Annotated in this window: 15 protein-coding genes; 11 read left to right on the top strand and 4 right to left on the bottom strand. The window is 73.8% G+C overall.

Annotation, left to right across the window (positions count from 1 at the left end; translation table 11 throughout):
• Positions 1 to 11 precede the first annotated feature (11 nt).
• Complete coding sequence (locus ACVMYR_RS07135; protein WP_457121394.1) at positions 12 to 422, top strand: hypothetical protein; 411 nt, start codon at positions 12 to 14, stop codon at positions 420 to 422.
• A 520-nt stretch (positions 423 to 942) separates the two neighbouring features.
• Here the strand turns inward: ACVMYR_RS07135 and ACVMYR_RS07130 are convergent.
• Complete coding sequence (locus ACVMYR_RS07130) at positions 943 to 1,782, bottom strand: YhjD/YihY/BrkB family envelope integrity protein (RefSeq protein WP_457121393.1); 840 nt, start codon at positions 1,780 to 1,782, stop codon at positions 943 to 945.
• Positions 1,783 to 1,834: 52 nt separating this feature from the next.
• Here ACVMYR_RS07130 and ACVMYR_RS07125 point away from each other — a divergent pair, with 52 nt between their 5' ends.
• The 6 genes from ACVMYR_RS07125 (at position 1,835) to ispG (ending at position 6,977) form a co-directional block, all read left to right on the top strand.
• Entirely contained in the window at positions 1,835 to 2,383 is a 549-nt protein-coding gene (locus ACVMYR_RS07125; RefSeq protein ID WP_077936669.1) for a GNAT family N-acetyltransferase, read from the top strand.
• A 214-nt stretch (positions 2,384 to 2,597) separates the two neighbouring features.
• Positions 2,598 to 3,005, top strand: coding sequence for a hypothetical protein (locus ACVMYR_RS07120; RefSeq protein WP_457121392.1), 408 nt, complete (start codon positions 2,598 to 2,600; stop codon positions 3,003 to 3,005).
• Between the two features lie 84 nt (positions 3,006 to 3,089).
• Positions 3,090 to 3,233: a hypothetical protein gene (locus tag ACVMYR_RS07115; protein ID WP_457121391.1), complete on the top strand. Its 144-nt coding sequence runs from the start codon at positions 3,090 to 3,092 to the stop codon at positions 3,231 to 3,233.
• 52 nt (positions 3,234 to 3,285) lie between these two features.
• Entirely contained in the window at positions 3,286 to 4,545 is a 1,260-nt protein-coding gene (gene dxr, locus ACVMYR_RS07110) for a 1-deoxy-D-xylulose-5-phosphate reductoisomerase (RefSeq protein ID WP_457121390.1), read from the top strand.
• The gene (locus ACVMYR_RS07105; RefSeq protein ID WP_077936672.1) at positions 4,545 to 5,795 is read left to right on the top strand and encodes a M50 family metallopeptidase; all 1,251 of its coding nucleotides are present in this window, start codon (positions 4,545 to 4,547) and stop codon (positions 5,793 to 5,795) included. The genes dxr and ACVMYR_RS07105 overlap by 1 nt, the downstream gene beginning before the upstream one ends.
• A 9-nt stretch (positions 5,796 to 5,804) precedes the next feature.
• A complete protein-coding gene (gene ispG / locus ACVMYR_RS07100; protein WP_457121389.1) occupies positions 5,805 to 6,977 on the top strand; it encodes a flavodoxin-dependent (E)-4-hydroxy-3-methylbut-2-enyl-diphosphate synthase in 1,173 nt (390 codons plus the stop codon).
• A 236-nt stretch (positions 6,978 to 7,213) separates the two neighbouring features.
• On the opposite strand, the gene ACVMYR_RS07095 is transcribed toward ispG, so the two are convergent.
• Positions 7,214 to 7,819: a PadR family transcriptional regulator gene (locus ACVMYR_RS07095; RefSeq protein ID WP_457121388.1), complete on the bottom strand. Its 606-nt coding sequence runs from the start codon at positions 7,817 to 7,819 to the stop codon at positions 7,214 to 7,216.
• A gap of 174 nt (positions 7,820 to 7,993) precedes the next feature.
• On the opposite strand from ACVMYR_RS07095, the gene ACVMYR_RS07090 reads away from it, so the two are divergent.
• The gene (locus tag ACVMYR_RS07090; RefSeq protein WP_091277485.1) at positions 7,994 to 8,833 is read left to right on the top strand and encodes a GNAT family N-acetyltransferase; all 840 of its coding nucleotides are present in this window, start codon (positions 7,994 to 7,996) and stop codon (positions 8,831 to 8,833) included.
• Between the two features lie 210 nt (positions 8,834 to 9,043).
• Positions 9,044 to 12,610, top strand: a complete 3,567-nt coding sequence (locus ACVMYR_RS07085; protein WP_457121387.1) for an ATP-binding cassette domain-containing protein — start codon at positions 9,044 to 9,046, stop codon at positions 12,608 to 12,610.
• A gap of 109 nt (positions 12,611 to 12,719) precedes the next feature.
• Here the strand turns inward: ACVMYR_RS07085 and ACVMYR_RS07080 are convergent, their stop codons facing one another.
• Positions 12,720 to 13,787 carry an NADH:flavin oxidoreductase/NADH oxidase gene (locus ACVMYR_RS07080; protein WP_077936678.1) on the bottom strand — a complete coding sequence of 356 codons (1,068 nt, stop codon included), beginning with the start codon at positions 13,785 to 13,787 and terminating at the stop codon, positions 12,720 to 12,722.
• A gap of 22 nt (positions 13,788 to 13,809) precedes the next feature.
• The gene (locus ACVMYR_RS07075; RefSeq protein WP_457121721.1) at positions 13,810 to 15,153 is read right to left on the bottom strand and encodes a dicarboxylate/amino acid:cation symporter; all 1,344 of its coding nucleotides are present in this window, start codon (positions 15,151 to 15,153) and stop codon (positions 13,810 to 13,812) included.
• A gap of 409 nt (positions 15,154 to 15,562) precedes the next feature.
• Here ACVMYR_RS07075 and pcaF point away from each other — a divergent pair, with 409 nt between their 5' ends.
• The gene (gene pcaF / locus ACVMYR_RS07070; RefSeq protein ID WP_077936679.1) at positions 15,563 to 16,768 is read left to right on the top strand and encodes a 3-oxoadipyl-CoA thiolase; all 1,206 of its coding nucleotides are present in this window, start codon (positions 15,563 to 15,565) and stop codon (positions 16,766 to 16,768) included.
• 180 nt (positions 16,769 to 16,948) lie between these two features.
• A complete protein-coding gene (locus ACVMYR_RS07065; RefSeq protein WP_077936682.1) occupies positions 16,949 to 17,761 on the top strand; it encodes an SAM-dependent methyltransferase in 813 nt (270 codons plus the stop codon).
• Positions 17,762 to 17,823 lie beyond the last annotated feature (62 nt).

The raw sequence follows: 17,823 nt of genomic DNA, 5'->3' as shown, positions 1-17,823 counted from the left end.
TGAGGAGTTAGGTGGTCGTCTACGAAGTTGAATGTGCGCCAGAGGATCGTCCGGATCTCGTGCCTCCACCGGCGAGCTACGGTTGGGCGCACTTCCATGCGTTCACTGCGCTGCTCGCTGCAGAAGAGCGGATACGCCTTGAGGAAATGATGGACTACGGGGGTGTGGTTCCCTGGTCTAGGGTTGAAACCTGTCTTCGGCCGATATTTGATCTGAGTCTTGTTGTTGACGGAGTGCTGCCGCTGAAGTGGGTCATAGGAATGCAGTCGCGTCTGCATGAGGTGTGTGCCGCATGGAAGGGTGGATTCTATGCTGGAAGTGTAGAGAGGGATATGAAGGGGGAGCAGTTTGCTGAGCTGGTGAGGTTGGTTGCGGTTGTCGATTATTGTGTAAGTGCGGGGCGGTCAATTAGGATTCGATGAGGTGCGTTGATTAATTGATCGGTGCCTTCTGGTTTGACTGAGGGACGTATGGTGGTCGCCTTCGTGTTGCTATCTCTTCTTCCGAGGAGTTGGCTGCCGCTTTCTATTCGTGCTAGTTCAACCCGTCTCCGTCAATCTTGCTCATGTTGAATGCAGGTGCGATGAGGTAAGCGGTCAGTGGCGGGTCCAGGCGATGAAGCGGGCGGAACGGTCCGCCGGATCAACCTTTTCCGGGTGCGTACGCAGCCGGTCGGCGATCGCATCGTGCATCAGCACGCACAGGTGGACCGCCAGCCCGACCTGCTCGCTCGTATTCGGCGCGTAGGCAGAGCTTCGCCGACCGGCATGGCCACGGCGCGGCACAAGCCCGGCACTGCCACGCCGGGCTGGCCGTCAGGCGCCGGCGCAGTTCGGCAGCGACACCCCGTACCTACTGCTCATGAACGTCGCCGGTCCCAACGTCCGGGCGGGTTGGCCGGGCCGCGTGCTCACCGTGCGGCGGCGCGGCGGGACCATCTGCTCACCGTGCGGCGGCACGGCGGGACCGCCAGTCCGACAGGGCGAGCGTCGCCGAATACCCGGCCAGCACGATCACGTGGAACAGATAGAGCCAGAGCAGCACCGCCACCCCGCCGCCGATCGCGTCGAAGCCGCCGAACGGCACCCCCAGGTCGAGCGGCAGCGAGGCGAACAGCACGAAGCCGTGCAGGAACCCGGACAGGTTCGCCGCCGTGAACGACCCCATGCCCAGCGTCGACAGGAAGTCGGGCGACGCCGGCCCCACCACCCGGAACACCCACATCAGCACCGGGGTGAGCACCAGCCAGACGCCGAGGAAGGACAGCACCACGCCGAGCGCGCCCCGCCAGCCGCCCTGGCGCACCAGGTGGGTCGTCACCGGCAGGGCCAGCAGGATCGACAGCAGCAGCGCGGGGGCGGGCGCGAGCAGCGGGAGCAGCAGCAGCCGGCCCCGCCAGCCGACCAACGCCCCGCCCGGCTCGCGCGGGGCGGCCACCGACACGAACGCCCGGCGCAGCCCCTCGCCGTACAGCGACGCCGGCAGCAGCGAGGCCAGGGCCAGCGCCGGGGTCAGGCCGAGCCCGGCCTCCAGCAGCGCGGCCACCGCCCGGTTGGCACCGATGTCGGTGGGCAGCGTCTCGATGGCGTACGAGGTGAGCCGCCGCACCCGGTCCGCCCCGGCGACCAGCCCCGTCGTCCAGATGGCCAGCAGCGCCACGGGCACCACGGCGATCGCGCCGTAAAACGTGATGGCGGCGGCGTGCAGCGACAGGTCCCGCCCGCGTACCGGCCGGAACGCGGCGCTGACGATCCGCTTCGCCCGCTGCCATCCGTCTGCCACCGCGACCTTCTTCCCCGTCCCGCCCCCCCGTCACGCATTACGATCCCGCGTCATGACCGTGCTCACCACGGAACGCCTCGTCGTCCGCGACTGGACCGCCGAGCCGGGCGACCTGGCCCGGATCTACGACATCTACTCTCGTGCCGAGGTGGTGCGCTGGCTGGGCGCGGCCCCGGGCCTGCCGCTGACCGACCCGTCCGGCGCGGTCGACCGGCTCGCCGCCTGGCGGGAGCGGCACGCCGCCCACGGCGACCGGTACGGCACCTGGGCGATCGAGACGCGCGCCGACGGGCGGGTCGTCGGCACGGTGCTGCTCAAGCCGCTGCCGGGCCGCGACGAGCGCGTGCCGACCACCGACATCGAGGTCGGCTGGCACCTGCACCCCGACTCGTGGGGCCACGGGTACGCCACCGAGGCGGCCCGCGCGCTGGTGGCCCGGGAACTGGCGACGGGCACCCCGCGGGTGTGGGCGGTGGTGTCGCCGGGCAACACGGCGTCGGCGGCGGTGGCCCGACGACTCGGCATGGCCTACGTGGGCCGGCGCACCGACTGGTACGGCGGCGAGGAGCTGGACGCCTTCGTCCTCCGCCCCCACGCCTGACAGCGCCTGGCGGGCGCGTCACCGCAGCCGACAACGCTGGCAACACCGCCACGCGGACCCTGGGGATGCACCCCGCTGGTCGGTGCCGACACTTCACCTGGTCAGCCGTTGCCGGACCGGTGCCGGCGGCCTACGCTCGTGCCCGCGCCGGCAGCCCCGGGGAGATCCCAGGCAACCTCGGCAGGCCGGGTTTGCGACAAGCAGGAGGACGGACATGGTGGTGCCGGGCGGTCCCCAGGGCTATGCCCCGCTGTCGGCGGGCACCCGCCCGGGTGCAGCGGGGGCCCGCCCGGGGAGTGCGGCGGCCACCGCCGTCGCCGTGGTCGCGGTCGTGCTCCTGGTCGTGCTCGCCCTGATCGTGGCACTGGTCGGGATGTTCCTACCGATGGCCGCGGACGCCTGCGGCACCGAAGGAACCGAGGGGCTGATGATCTGCGGGCCAGCCGGTGAGTTGGCGGTGCTCGCACCGACCGGCGGTGCCGTGCTCGGGGTGCTGCTCGCGCTCGCCGGGTTCCTCCCGTTGCCGTTGCGGCACCGCCGGTTGGTCTTCATCGGCCTGGGCTACCTGTTCGTCCTCGGCGGCCTCGGGATCGGCTTCCTGGTGGCCTTCAGCGGCTGGTGACGTGATCCGGCCACCCGTTTACCCAGGCCCGACTTCCGTCGGACAGGTTGTGCGATGCGCTGCGTCGAGGGCTGCGACGGCTAGGTGCCGACCCTGCCCCTGTACGAGCTGGTCGACGGCGAATACCGCCCGCTGGCCGTCGCCGCGGCCGGCAGCACGTTCACGATGATCCGCCCGTTCGGGTTCACGGTCGACCCGGCCGACCTGCTGGACGACGAGGCGCACTGACGGCGGCGAGGCTCCCAGCGGGCGCATAGCCCGGCTGGGGAAGAATGGGCGGGTGACAACTTCCCGCGATCTTGTGCTGCTCGGCTCGACCGGTTCGATCGGCACCCAGGCCATCGACATCGTCCGGCGCAACCCCGACCGGTTCCGGGTGGTGGCGCTCGGCGCCGGGGGCGGGAACGTCGAGCTGCTCGCCGCGCAGGCCCTCGAACTGCGCGTCGAGGCGGTCGGGGTGGCGAAGGCGTCTGCCGCGCAGGACCTCCAGCTCGCCTTCTACGCCGAGGCGAGCCGGCGCGGCTGGTCCAGCGGCGAGTTCAAGCTGCCCAAGATCGTGGCGGGGCCGGACGCGATGACCGAGCTGGCGCAGTGGCCCTGCGACGTCGTACTCAACGGGGTGGTCGGCTCGCTGGGGCTCGCGCCGACCCTGGCCGCGCTGCGCGCCGGGCGTACCCTCGCCCTGGCCAACAAGGAGTCGCTCGTGGCCGGCGGCCCGCTCGTGAAGGCCGCGGTGACGCGGCCGGGGCAGATCGTGCCCGTCGACTCCGAGCACTCGGCGCTGGCCCAGTGCCTGCGCGGCGGCACCAGGGGCGAGGTGCGCCGGCTGGTGGTCACCGCCAGCGGCGGGCCGTTCCGGGGGCGGCGGCGCGACGAGTTGACGCAGGTCACGCCCGAGCAGGCCCTCGCGCACCCGACCTGGAACATGGGGCCCGTCGTCACGATCAACTCCGCGACGATGGTCAACAAGGCGCTGGAGGTGATCGAGGCGCACGAGCTGTTCGACGTGCCCTACGCCGACATCACCGTCATGGTGCACCCGCAGTCGGTGATCCACTCGATGGTCGAGTTCGCCGACGGGTCGACGCTGGCCCAGGCCAGCCCGCCCGACATGCGGCTGCCCATCGCGCTGGGCATCGGCTGGCCCGACCGGGTGCCGGACGCCGCCGCCGCCGTCGACTGGACCACCGCGCACACCTGGGAGTTCGCCCCGCTCGACGACGAGGCGTTCCCGGCGGTGGCGCTGGCCAAGGCGGCCGGCGAGGCGGGACGCTGCCGCCCGGCGATCTACAACGCGGCCAACGAGGAGTGCGTCGCGGCGTTCGTCGCCGGCCGGCTGCCGTTCCTCGGCATCGTGGACACCCTCCGGCGGGTGCTGGACGACGCTCCCGATTTCGCCGAACCAGGTACCGTCGAGGACGTGCTCGCCGCCGAGTCGTGGGCGCGCGCGCACGCGCAGGAGATCATCGTGGCGTCACCATCGGCGGCGTCGTCGGTCTCGGCGGCGTCGTCGGCATCGGCATCGGTGGAAGGAGCTTGATGGCGTACCTGCTCGGGGTGGTCCTGTTCGCCCTGGCCATCCTCGTCTCGGTCAGCCTGCACGAGGCGGGGCACATGCTCACCGCCAAGGCGTTCGGGATGAAGGTCACCCGCTACTTCGTCGGCTTCGGCCCCACCATCTGGAGCTTCAAGCGGGGCGAGACCGAGTACGGCCTCAAGGGCATCCCCCTCGGCGGCTTCTGCAAGATCGTCGGCATGACGCCGCAGGACGACGACGTCGAGCCGGGCGACGAGCACCGCGCGATGTGGCGCTACCCGGTCTGGAAGCGGACGATCGTGATGTCCGCCGGGTCGGTCACCCACTTCGCGCTGGCCCTCGTCGCGACCTGGATCATCGCCGTCTCCGCCGGCCTGCCCAACCCCGACTTCCCGACCACCGACGCCGAGGCCCGCCAGGAGCCGGCGGTCATCGCCCTGGCCAAGTGCGTGGTGCCGGAGAACGCCGTGCGCGAGTGCGCGGCGAGCGACCCGGCCAGCCCGGCCGCGACGGCCAACCTGCGCGACGGCGACCGGATCACCTCGCTCAACGGCACCCCGGTCAACAACTACGGCGAGCTGCTGACCGCGCTGCGGGCCACGAAGCCGGGCGACACCGCCCAGATCGGGTACGTCCGCGACGGCCAGCCCGGCACCACGAGCACCGTGCTCGCGCAGACCCAGCGCCCGCCCCTGGACGACCCGAAGGGCACGGTCGGCCCGGTCGCCGCGCTCGGCATCGGCCTCCAGTTCAGCACCCCCACCCGGGTCCAGTACGGCCCGGTCGCCGCCCTCGGCGGGACCGCCCGGTTCACCGGCGACATGGCCGTCGGCACGTACGAGGCGATGAAGCGCATCCCGCAGAAGGTGCCCGCCCTCTGGACGGCGATCACCGGCGGCGAGCGGGACGTGGACACCCCGATCAGCGTGGTCGGCGCGAGCCGGCTCGGCGGCGAGGCCGTGGAGAACAACGCCTGGCTGGTGTTCTTCATGCTGTTCGTGTCGCTGAACTTCTTCATCGGCGTGTTCAACCTGCTGCCGCTGCTGCCGCTCGACGGCGGCCACATCGCCATCGCCTGGTTCGAGCGGGTCCGGTCCTGGGTCTTCGCCCGGTTCGGCCGCCCGGACCCGGGCCGCGTCGACTATCTCAAGCTCATGCCCATCACGTACGTGGTGATCCTGATCGGCGGCGTGTTCACGCTGCTGACCGTCACCGCGGACGTCGTCAACCCGATCACGCTCTTCTCAAGGTGAGTGCCTGAAGTGACCGCAGTCAGTCTCGGTATGCCCGTCGCGCCGCCCCCCGCGCTCGCCCCGCGCCGGGCCAGCCGCCAGATCATGGTCGGCTCGGTGCCGGTCGGTGGGGGCGCGCCGGTGTCGGTGCAGTCGATGACCACCACCCTCACCTCCGACGTCAACGCCACCCTCCAGCAGATCGCCGAGCTGACCGCGTCCGGCTGCCAGATCGTCCGGGTCGCCGTGCCCTCGCAGGACGACGTGGAGGCGCTGCCGGCGATCGCCCGCAAGTCGCAGATCCCGGTGATCGCCGACATCCACTTCCAGCCCAAGTACGTCTTCGCCGCGATCGACGCCGGCTGCGCCGCCGTGCGGGTGAACCCGGGCAACATCCGGCAGTTCGACGACAAGGTCAAGGAGATCGCGAAGGCGGCCGGCGACGCCAGGGTGCCGATCCGCATCGGCGTCAACGCCGGCTCGCTGGACAAGCGGCTGCTCGCCAAGTACGGCAAGGCCACCGCCGAGGCGCTGGTCGAGTCGGCGCTGTGGGAGTGCTCACTGTTCGAGGAGCACGGCTTCCGCGACATCAAGATCTCGGTGAAGCACAACGACCCGGTGGTCATGATCCGGGCGTACCGGCAGCTCGCCGAGCGCTGCGACTACCCGCTGCACCTCGGCGTCACCGAGGCCGGGCCGGCGTTCCAGGGCACCATCAAGTCGGCGGTCGCCTTCGGCGCGCTGCTGGCCGAGGGGATCGGCGACACGATCCGGGTGTCGCTGTCCGCCCCGCCGGTGGAGGAGATCAAGGTCGGCAACCAAATCCTGGAGTCGCTGGGGCTGCGCGAGCGGGGCCTGGAGATCGTCTCCTGCCCGTCGTGCGGGCGGGCCCAGGTCGACGTCTACAAGCTGGCCGAGGAGGTCACCGCCGGCCTGGAGGGGCTGCCGGTGCCGCTGCGGGTGGCCGTCATGGGCTGCGTCGTCAACGGTCCGGGGGAGGCCCGCGAGGCCGACCTCGGCGTCGCCTCGGGCAACGGCAAGGGGCAGATCTTCGTCAAGGGCAAGGTCGTCAAGACCGTCCCCGAAGGGCAGATCGTGGAGACGCTGATCGAAGAGGCGCTGCGGATCGCCGACGAGATGGGCGCGGAGCTGCCCGAGGAGCTGCGGGACCTGCTCCCGGGGGCCACCGTCACGGTGCACTGACCCGCCGCACCACGCCGCACCATGCGCCGACAGGGGGCCGTTCCGCCGGGAACGGCCCCCTGGTCGTGTGCCCTGCTGTGCCGCGCGTGCCTGCTGTGCCGCGCGTGCCTGCTGTGCCGCGCGTGCCTGCTGTGCCGCGCGTGCCAGTTGTGCCACGCGTGCCTTGTGCGCGGGCGGTGCCCGGGGCGTGAGAAGGGGACCCTTCTCGACCGTATGCGTTAACAGGGGGCCCTTCCTTACCCCTCGGCGAGGATGGCGTAGAGCTTGCGCCGGGTCTCGGCGAGCACCTGCGCGGCCCGCTCCCGCTGGTCGTCGGTGCCGGTCATCATCACCTGCCGCAGCGCGTGCATCGCCTGCGTGCCGGCGTCGCGGATGTCGTGCCAGCTCGCGACGGTGTCCTCGGCGAACTCGCCCCACGGCGGGGCCTGCGCCGCCTCGTCGGCCTCGGCCCGGCCCGCCTCGGTGACGGTGAACCGCTTGCGCCCGCCGCCGGCCTCCTCGGTCGCGGCGGCGACGACGCCCTCGTCCTCCAGGAGCTGGAGGGTCGGGTAGATCGACCCTGGGCTGGGCCGCCAGGCCCCGCCGGTGCGGGAGTCGATTTCCTGGATCATCTCGTAGCCGTGCATCGGCCGCTCGGTGAGCAGGGCCAGCACGGCGGCGCGGACGTTGGGCCGCCGCCCCCGGCCGCGCCCCCGGTGGCCACCCCGCCCGCCGCCGTGCGGGCCCCCGTGGCCGGGCGGGCCCGGCGGGAAGGGCGGGCCGGGGGGACCGGGTGGGAACGGCGGGAAGCCGAAGCCCCGCATCCGCGCCTCGTGCATGTGCGTCCGTCGGTGGAACCCCATGGTTCTCTCCCCTCGAAGTTCTGTCGCTGATGCATCAACGATATATCGCCAACCGGTCGGCAACAACTCGGTTCTGCGCCGCCGGCCGCCGGGCCGCCGGGGACCCCGGCCCGGCCCACGGCGGACTCCGTACTCGGCCGGCGGGGCGGGCGGCCGATCTGGCAGGCTGGAGGCGTGCTGACGGCGCCGGTGCGGCAACTCGGGGAGTCGGAGCGGCGTGCGGTCGAGCGGCTGCTCGACCTCGACCCGTTCGCGGGGGCGCAGGTCGCCGAGCGGGTCACCGCGCGCGGGCTGGCCTGGTGGCGGGCCGAGGCGCGCATCCTGGGCTACGGCGCGCGCCGCCACCTCGAGTCGATCTGCTGGCTCGGCGGCAACCTCACCCCCGTGCTCGCCTCGGAGTCGGCCGTCGCCGCCTACGCCGAACTGCTCGCCGCCGAGGAACGGCTCTGCTCGTCGATCGTCGGCCAGGCCGACGCGGTGCTCGGCCTCTGGGACCGGCTCTGCGGGCACTGGGGGCCGGCCCGGGACGTCCGGCCCAACCAGCCGCTGCTGGCCACCGACGCGCTCCCGTCGGTCGTCGTCGACCCCGACGTGCGGCTGGTACGCGGCAACGAGGTGGACCGCCTCTTCCCCGCCGCCGTCGCCATGTACACCGAGGAGGTCGGCGTCTCGCCGCTGGTCGAGGACGGCGGGCGCGGCTACCGGCGACGGGTCGCCGACCTGGTCCGCACCGGGCGGGCGTACGCGCGGTTCGTCGACGGCCAGGTCGTCTTCAAGGCCGAGCTGGCGGTGGTGACCCGGCACACCGCGCAGGTCCAGGGGGTCTGGGTCGCCCCGGAGTGGCGCGGCCGGGGGATCGCCGCGGCGGCGATGGCGGCGGTCACCCGGGACGCGCTGCTGCGGGTCGCCCCGACCGTCAGCCTGTACGTCAACGACTTCAACCTGCCGGCCCGCCGCGTCTACGAACGCTGCGGGTTCCGCCCGGTCGGCACCCTCGCCACCGTCCTCTTCTGAGGTGCAAGGAAGGGCCCCCTCTTAACGCCTGCGGTAGAGAAGGGTTCCCCTCTCACCCCGGGCGCGGGGAGCGCGGGGGTGCGGGGAGCGCGGGGCGCGGTGGGTGGGGAGGGCACCCGGGCGGGTGGCGCGGGCGGTAAATGCGTTGAAGGCGTCGGCCGGATCACGGAGGGTGGAAACACCGCCACCCGAGTGTCCGGAGGGACCGACATGCGCCTTTTCCGTGACCTGTGGGCCACCTCGGCACGCCGGATGACGCTGGTGGCGACGCTGATCGTGCTCGGCGCCGCCGGCCAGGCCGCCGCCGCGGCGCTCGCCGGCCCGGTGCTGGTGCACCGCTCGGGCCTCCTGTTCGCGGTCCTGGCCGTGGCGCTGTGCGCGGCCGTCGTCACCGACCTCACCATCGGGCTCGTGATGGCCGGCGTCACCGCCGACTGGTCGGCCGACGTGCGGCGGCGGCTGTGCCGGGTGGCGCTCGGGCAGGACCTGCCCACCCTGGAGGGCACCCCGGTCGGCGAGCTGCTGGACCGCATCGACGGCGACGTCTACCAGGTGGCCTCCGAGGTGCGCGGGCACGGCGTACGCATCGCCCAGATGAGCGCCACCGGCCTGCTCTCCACGGTCGTGGCCATGTTCGTCTGGTGGCCGGCCGGGGTGAGCATGCTCGCGTTGACCGCGCTGCTCGCCCTCGTCCTGCGCCGCCCGACGCGGCGGATCGCCCCGGCCCGGATGGCCGAGGAGGAGGCCTGGACCGACCTCGCCGCCGTGATGGAGGAGGCCGTCCACGGCCAGGATGACGTGCGCACCAGCCTCGCCCGGCCGTACGTGCTGCGGCTCTTCGCCCGACGCGCGGCGACGGTGCTGGCCCGGGGCAACCTGGTGTGGCGGATGTCCGCGTGGGTGACCGCGACCGGTGCCGGCGTCATCCGCGTCGGCATCGTCGGGGTGGTCCTCGGCGGGGCGTGGGCGCTGGCCGCCGGCCGGATCGACGCGGCCCGGCTGACCGCCGTCTGGCTGCTCGTGCTCGCGTTCGGCGCGACCGTCGAGCACGTCAGCCGGATGGTGCCCGAGCTGCAGTACGCGCTTGGCGCCTGGGGGCGGGTGCAGCTGCTCCAGGACGCCCCGCAGGAGCCGGCCGGCGGTCGGGAGCCCGTCGACGGCGACCTGGTCGTGCGCCACCTCACCTACCGCTACCCGGCCGGCGGCTCCGACGGCGACCGCGCGCCGGCGCTGCGCGACGTCTCGCTGACGTTCGCCCGGGGCCGGTCGTACGCCCTCGTCGGCCGCACCGGCTCCGGCAAGTCGACCCTGGCCAAGGTGCTCACCCGGGCCGTGGACCTGCCGCGCGGCACCGTCCTGCTCGGCGACACCGACCTGCTCGACCTCGACGTCGAGCTGCTGCGCCGGTGGATCGCCGTGGTGCCGCAGCGCACCGAGATCCTGGCCGGCACCCTCGCCGAGAACGTCGCGCTGTTCGACCCCGACCTGCTCGCCGACGCCGCCCGGGCGCTGGACGAGCTGGGGCTGACCGCCTGGATCGCCGGGCTGCCCGACGGCCTGGACACCCGGCTGGGCGAGGGCGGGCACGTGCTGTCCGCCGGGCAGGAGCAGCTCGTCGCGTTCGCCCGGATCCTGGTCCGCGACCCGTACGTGGTGATCCTCGACGAGGCCACCGCGCGGCTGGACCCGGTCACGGAGACGCTGGTGCAGCGGGCCACCGACCGGCTGCTCGCCGACCGGATCGGCATCGTCATCGCCCACCGGCTCTCCTCGGTGCGCCGCTGCGACGAGGTGGTGGTGCTGGCCGACGGCGCGGTCGTCGAGGCGGGGCCGCTGCACACCTCGGAGCGGTTCGCCGAGCTGCTGGCCGTCAGCCACGCCTCCGCGTACGCCGGAGCGGGTGTCGGAGCGGGTGTCGGGGCCGGCGCGGGCGTCGGCGGGCGGGCCGGCGGCGCCGCCGCCGTGCTGACCGACCCGCCGCGGTCGGACGCGCCCGGCGGCCCCGGGGAAGCCGGCGCGCCCGGCGGGTCCGACACGCCCGTCGGGACCGCGCGGGTGAAGGTCGAGCCGCCCGAGCTGCCGCCGGCCCCGCGCACCCGCACGATGCGGGAGATCCTCCGCCTCACCACCAACAACCCGCGGTACGGCCTCGCGGCGATCACGCTGTTCGGCTTCGGGGGTCTGCTCGGCCTCGACGGCTCGATCCTGCCCTGGCTCTGGGCCGACCTGGTCGACGGGGTGGGCGGCCCGTGGTGGCCGGCGGTCGGCATCGTCGCCGCGCTGCTGGTGACGACACCGGTGCCCTACCTCACCAGCACCATGTTCCCCAACTGGTGGGTGCGGCAGATGCTGCGGATCAGCCTGCGGCTGGTGCACGGGCAGACCGGCCCGCGCCGGATCAGCGGGCACACCCCGGCGGAGGTGGTCGCCCAGGGCGGCGACACCGAGCGGGTGGTGATCCTCGCCGACAACATGCTCGACCAGGCCATCTCCGTGCTCATCGTGGTGACCATGACGTTGGTCTCCGGCAGCTGGGTCCCGGCCCTGTTCTTCGCCGGGACGATGGTCGTCTCCGGGCTGGCCGCGACGCTGTTCGGGCCGCGCCTGGAACGGTCGGCGCGGGCCACGGTGGCGGCGCGGGCGGCGTTCGCCACCGCGTTGGTGTCGTCGCTGTCGGCGGCCCGCACGGTGAAGCTGGCCGGCGCGACCCGGCCGGTGCTGGGCCACCTGGCCGACCTCGACACCGCCCGCAGCGAGCGGCAGCGGCGGGAGATCTCCGTGCAGGTCTGGGCCCGGTCGACGCCCGCCCTGGCCAGCGGCCTGCTGCCGATCGGCGCCTGGGCGCTCTACCTCGGCGGTGGGCTGTCCGCCGGGGCGACCCTGGTCGCGGTCTCCACGCTCGGCGCGGCCCGCTGGTTCGCCTGGACGACGGCGTCGCTGGTGTCCCAGCTGCCGTCGGCCCGGGTGTGGACGCGCCGCACGGTCGCGATGGCCGGGGTCGGGGCCTACTCGGCGTCGGTGCCAGGGGTCGACCTGACCGCCGGCACCGCGCCCGCGCCGGAGCCCCCGCCCCGGCGTCCGCTGCGCCGGCTGGAGCTGGCCGGCTTCGGCGCGCTGCACACCGACGGTACGCTCGCTGCCCACGACGTCGACCTGACCGTCGAACGCGGGCAGCTCGTGCTCGTCGTCGGGCCGGTCGGGTCGGGCAAGTCGTCGCTGCTGCGCGCCCTCGCCGGGATCGTGCACCACACCGGCACCCTGCGCTGGAACGGCGAGCCGGTCACCGAACCGGAGGTGTTCCTGCGTCCCCAGCAGGTCGGCTACGTCGGCCAGCTGCCCCGGGTGCTCTCCGGCACCGTCGCCGACAACGTGGCGCTCGGGCACGACGTGGACGCCGCCGCGGCGGTGTCGACGGCCCAGCTCGAACACGACCTGGCGGCGGCCGGTGGCGTCGGTGAGGGCGGGTTGGGCCTGCTCATCGGGCACAAGGGCACCCGGCTGTCCGGCGGGCAGCTCCAGCGGCTGGCGCTGGCCCGGGCGCTGGCCCCGCGTACGGAACTGCTGGTCGCCGACGACGTGTCCTCGGCGCTGGACGTCACCACGGAGCTGGAGCTGTGGGCGGCGCTGCGCGAACACGGGGTGACGGTGGTGGGCTCGACGTCGAAGCGGGCGGCGCTGGTCCGCGCCGACCAGGTGGTGGTGCTTGTCGACGGCACCGTCGCGGCCCACGGCCCCTGGCGGGACCTGGAACGGGACTGGGGCCACCTGGCCGGCTGACCCGCCCGCGCCGCCGCTGACCCGCCCGCGCCGCCGCTGACCCGCCCGCGCCGCCGCTGACCCGCCCGCGCCGCCGCGGGCGCGGGCCCGCGGCGGCGGGCGGGTGGGGTCAGAAGGCGCGCTCGTACTGGGCGGGCCAGTCGGGCGTCGCGCCGAGCTTCGCCGCCGCCCGGCGGGGCCAGTACGGGTCGCGCAGCAGCTCCCGACCCAGCAGGACCAGGTCCGCCTCGCCGCCGGCCACGATCTGCTCGGCCTGCTCCGGCTCGACGATCAGGCCGACCGCGCCGGTCGCCACGCCCGCCTCCCGGCGGATCCGGGCCGCGAGCGGCACCTGGTAGCCGGGGCCGACCGGGATGGTGGCCCGGGGAGCCGCGCCCCCCGACGAGGCGTCCACCAGGTCGACGCCGGCCGCCGCCAGCTCCCCGGCGAGCACCACGCTGTCCTCGACCGTCCAGCCGCCCTCGGTCCAGTCGGTGGCGGAGATCCGGGTGAGCACGGGCACGCTCTCGCCGACCGTCGCGCGCACCGCGCGGGCCACCTCCAGGGCCAGCCGCATCCGGCCCGCCCGGTCCCCGCCCCAGCCGTCGGCGCGGTGGTTGGTCAGCGGCGAGAGGAACTCGTGCAGCAGGTACCCGTGCGCGGCGTGGATCTCCACGGCGGCGAAACCGGCGTCCACCGCGCGGCCGGCGGCGGTGGCGAACGCCTCCACCACCCCCGCGATCCCCGCCTCGTCGAGCGCGGTCGGCACCCGGTAGTCCGGCACGAACGGCTCCGCGCCGGGGCCGACCGGCGTCCAGCCGCCCTCGGCGTCGGGCACCCCGCCGCGCCGGGGCGCCCATGGCCGGTACGTCGACGCCTTGAACCCGGCGTGCGCGAGCTGCACCGCCGGCACCGCGCCCTGCGCCGCGACGAACGCGGTGACCGGCCGCCACGCGTCGACGTGCGCGTCGGACCAGAGCCCGACGTCCTGCGGGCTGATCCGGCCCTCCGGCACCACGGCGGTCGCCTCGGTGAGCACCAGGCCCGCACCACCCACCGCGCGGGAACCCAGGTGTACGCGGTGCCAGTCGGTCGGCAGGCCGTCGGGACCCGCGCTGTACTGGCACATCGGGGCCAGGGCGACCCGGTTGGGCAGGGTGACGGCGCGCAGCGCCAGGGGCGTGAACAGGCTGCTCATGTCGTGATCCTCTCCGGAACTGTCAGGCGGGGACGGGAGCCGGCTCACCGGCGCGGGAGGGCCGCCCGGCGTCACCCGTCCCGGGGTCGGCGAGGCCGCCGCGTCCGGCGTCGCCCGGCTCGGGGTCGGTGAGGCCGCGGCGACCGGCCGAGTCGTACGCGGCCCGGTCGAGAGTGCCCTCGCGGGCGGCCACGATGGTCGGCACCACGGCCTGGCCGGCCACGTTGGTGGCGGTGCGGATCATGTCCAGGATCGGGTCGATGGCCAGCAGCAGGCCGGCGCCGGCCAGCGGCAGGCCCAGCGTGCTCAGGGTCAGGGTGAGCATCACGATAGCGCCGGTCAGGCCGGCGGTGGCCGCCGATCCGACCACCGACACGAACGCGATGAGCAGGTAGTCGCCGACGCCCAGGTCCACCCCGAAGACCTGCGCGACGAAGATCGCCGCGAGGGCCGGGTAGATCGCGGCGCAGCCGTCCATCTTCGTGGTCGCCCCGAACGGCACCGCGAACGAGGCGTACTCGCGGGGGACGCCGAGGCGCTCGACGGAACGCTGGGTCACCGGCATGGTGCCGACCGAGGAGCGGGAGACGAACGCCAGCTCGATGGCCGGCCACGCCCCGGCGAAGAAGCGCAGCGGGTTGAGGCGGCCGGCGGCGAGCAGCAGCAGCGGGTAGACCACGAACAGCACGATCGCGCAGCCGACGTACACGGCGGTGGTGAACTTCGCGAGCGGGGCCAGCAGGTCCCAGCCGTACGACGCGACGGCGTTGCCGATGAGGCCGAGGGTGCCGATCGGGGCGAGCCGGATCACCCACCACAGCGCCTTCTGCACGATGCTCAGCAGCGACCGGTTGAGCGCCACGAACGGCTCGGCGGCGTCGCCGACCAGCAGCGCCGCCGCGCCGACCACGAGGGCGAGGAAGACGATCTGCAGCACGTTGCCCTCGACGAACGCGCCGACCGGGTTGGTCGGGACGATGCCGGTGAGGAAGTCGGTCCAGGAGCCGGTGGTCTTCGGCGGGGCGGCGGCGCCCACGTCGAGGGTGACGCCCCGGCCGGGGTCGGTGAGCAGGCCGAGGCCGATGCCGATGCTCACCGCGATCAGCGCGGTCGCGCCGAACCAGAGCAGCGTCTTGAGCGCCAGCCGGGCGGCGTTGGCGACGCCGCGCAGGCTGACGACGCTGACCACGATGGCGGTGAAGACCAGGGGCGGCACGGCCAGCTTCAGCAGCTGGACGAACAGGTCGCCGACGGTGTCGAGGGTGCTGGCCAGCCAGCTCAGGTCGTTGGCGCGGGCGACGAAGCCCAGCGCCACGCCGAGCACGAGGCCGAGCAGGATCTGGAGGGAGAAGGGAAACTTGCGCAGGGCGGAAGCCATGGGAACGTCCAAGTGGGGTCAACGGCGGTCGGGCGGGCGTCAGGAGGAGACGGGCCGCGCCGGACAGACGCCGCTGGCCTGCCGTCGGAGGTCGACGTACAGGCGGACGGTGAGGTCCCAGACGTTGGTCATCGCCCGCCGACGATACGCCCAGCCGTTCGCCGGGTGGAAGGACCGCCCGGCGTGAGGCTCCTTACACAGCCAACCGTCGATGCGCCGGCCCGCGCTGTGGAAGCAGCGTTAGGAAGGGCCCCTTGTACAACAGAATGCGTTAACAGGGGGCCCTTCCTTGCACGGGCCGCGCGGGGCGGTCGCGGCGTGGATATCCTGGGGCCGCCTCGCCGCGACCCGGCGGGCCCGTTGAGTATCGGCCTTCCCACCCCGAAGGACTACGTCGATGACCGTGGCATATCTCGTGGCCGGTGTCCGCACCCCCATCGGCCGGTACGCCGGCGCGCTCGCCGGGGTGCGCCCCGACGACCTCGCCGCGCACGTGATCCGGGAGCTGGTGGCCCGCCACCCGTCGGTGGACTGGGCCCGCGTCGACGACGTGGTCCTCGGCTGCGCCAACCAGGCCGGCGAGGACAACCGCAACGTCGCCCGGATGGCGGCACTGCTGGCCGGCCTGCCCGGCGAGGTGCCCGGCAGCACCGTCAACCGGCTCTGCGGCTCGGGCCTGGACGCCCTGGCCACCGCCGCCCGGCAGGTCGTGGCCGGCGAGGCGGAACTGGTCGTGGCCGGCGGCGTGGAAAGCATGAGCCGCGCGCCGTTCGTCATGCCGAAGGCCACCGCCGCGTTCTCCCGGGCCGCCGAGGTGTACGACACCACGATCGGCTGGCGGCTGGTCAACCCGCTGATGGAGCGGGGCTGGGGCATCGACTCGATGCCGGAGACGGCGGAGAACGTGGCCGCCGAATTCGGCGTGGACCGCGCCGCGCAGGACGCGTTCGCGTACCGGTCGCAGCAGCGGGCCGCGAAGGCGCAGGCCGACGGCCGGTTCGCCGAGGAGATCGTGCCGGTGACCGTGCCGGCGGGCCGGCGCGAGACGAAGCTGGTCGACGTCGACGAGCACCCCCGGGAGACGACGCTTCCGAAGCTCGCCGCGCTGCCCACCCCGTTCCGTGCGGGCGGCACGGTGACCGCCGGCAACTCCTCCGGGGTCAACGACGGCGCGGTGGCGTTGCTGGTGGCCGGTGAGGCGGCGGTGGCCCGCTACGGTCTCACCCCGCTGGCCCGCGTCACGGGGGCCGCCGCGGCCGGCGTGCCGCCCCGGATCATGGGGATCGGGCCGGTGCCGGCGACCCGTAGGCTGCTCGACCGGCTCGGCGTCGGCCTCGACGCTGTCGACGTGATCGAGCTGAACGAGGCGTTCGCCGCGCAGTCGGTGGCGGTGCTGCGCGAGTGGGGCCTGCCCGAGGACGCCGAGCACGTCAACCCCAACGGTGGGGCGATCGCCCTGGGCCACCCGCTGGGAGCCAGCGGGGCCCGGCTGGCCCTGACCGCCGCCCTGGAGCTGCGCCGCCGCGACGCCCGCCGGGCGTTGGCGACGATGTGCGTCGGGGTGGGGCAGGGCATCGCGCTGATGCTGGAGTCAGTCGGCTGACCGGCCGCCCGGCCACGGCCCGGTCGGGAAACAGACCTCGCGAATGGTGGAACCTGCGGCTTAGAGTGTGGAACACCACAGACCTGCGGGTCTGCCGGTCGGCGTGCCCGGCGTCCCCGTGCCGTGTCCGCCGACCGGCACGGCCCGTGGCGCGGCGACCACTGGCGGGAGCGACACAGGATGGCGGACGGACTTCCCACCGAGATCGACCTGAGTCGACCGAGCGCGGCCCGGGTCTACGACTACTTCCTCGGCGGCGCGCACAACTTCGAGATCGACCGGCAGTTGGCCGAGCAGATCGCCAGCATGACGCCGAACCTGGCCGCGACCATGCGGGCGGGCCGGGAGTTCCTGCGCCGGGCGGTCCGGGCGCTGCTGGACGCCGGCATCGACCAGTTCCTCGACATCGGCTCGGGGATTCCCACCGTCGGCAACGTCCACGAGGTGGCGCAGGCGGCGAACCCGAAGGCCCGGGTGGTCTACGTCGACATCGACCCGGTGGCGGTGGCGCACAGCCGGGAGCTGCTGGCCGGCAACGACCTGACCGGGGTGATCCACGCCGACCTGCGGCAGCCCGAGGCGATCCTCGCCGCGAGCCGGTCCATGGGCCTGCTCGACCTCGACCGCCCGGTCGGCATCCTGCTCGCCGGGGTGGTCCACTTCGTACCGGACGCCGACCGTCCCGCCGACCTCCTCGCCACCCTGCGGGCGGCAGCCGCCCCGGGCAGCTTCCTGGTCGTCTCGCACTCCACGTTCGAGGACCAGCCGCAGGAGATGCTGGACGCCCAGCGGCTCTCGGCGCGCACCGCCACCGAGATCACGCTGCGCTCCCGCGCCGAGATCACCGGCTTCTTCGGCGACTGGACGATCCTGGAGCCGGGCGTGGTGCACATGCCGCTCTGGCGTCCCGACTCGCCGTCCGACGTGGACGCACAACCCGAGCGGTTCGGCGCGTTCGGCGGCGTCGCCCGGTACGACCAGCCCGCCGGCTAGGCCGTCGTGACAGCCGTGCCGGAACCCGGCGGTGACGCCACAGCCCTGCCGGAGCCCGGAGG

The organism is Micromonospora sp. PTRAS2 (assembly GCF_054052245.1).
Note: the sequence above shows the minus strand (reverse complement) of the source record. Positions and strands in the feature narration are given on the sequence as shown.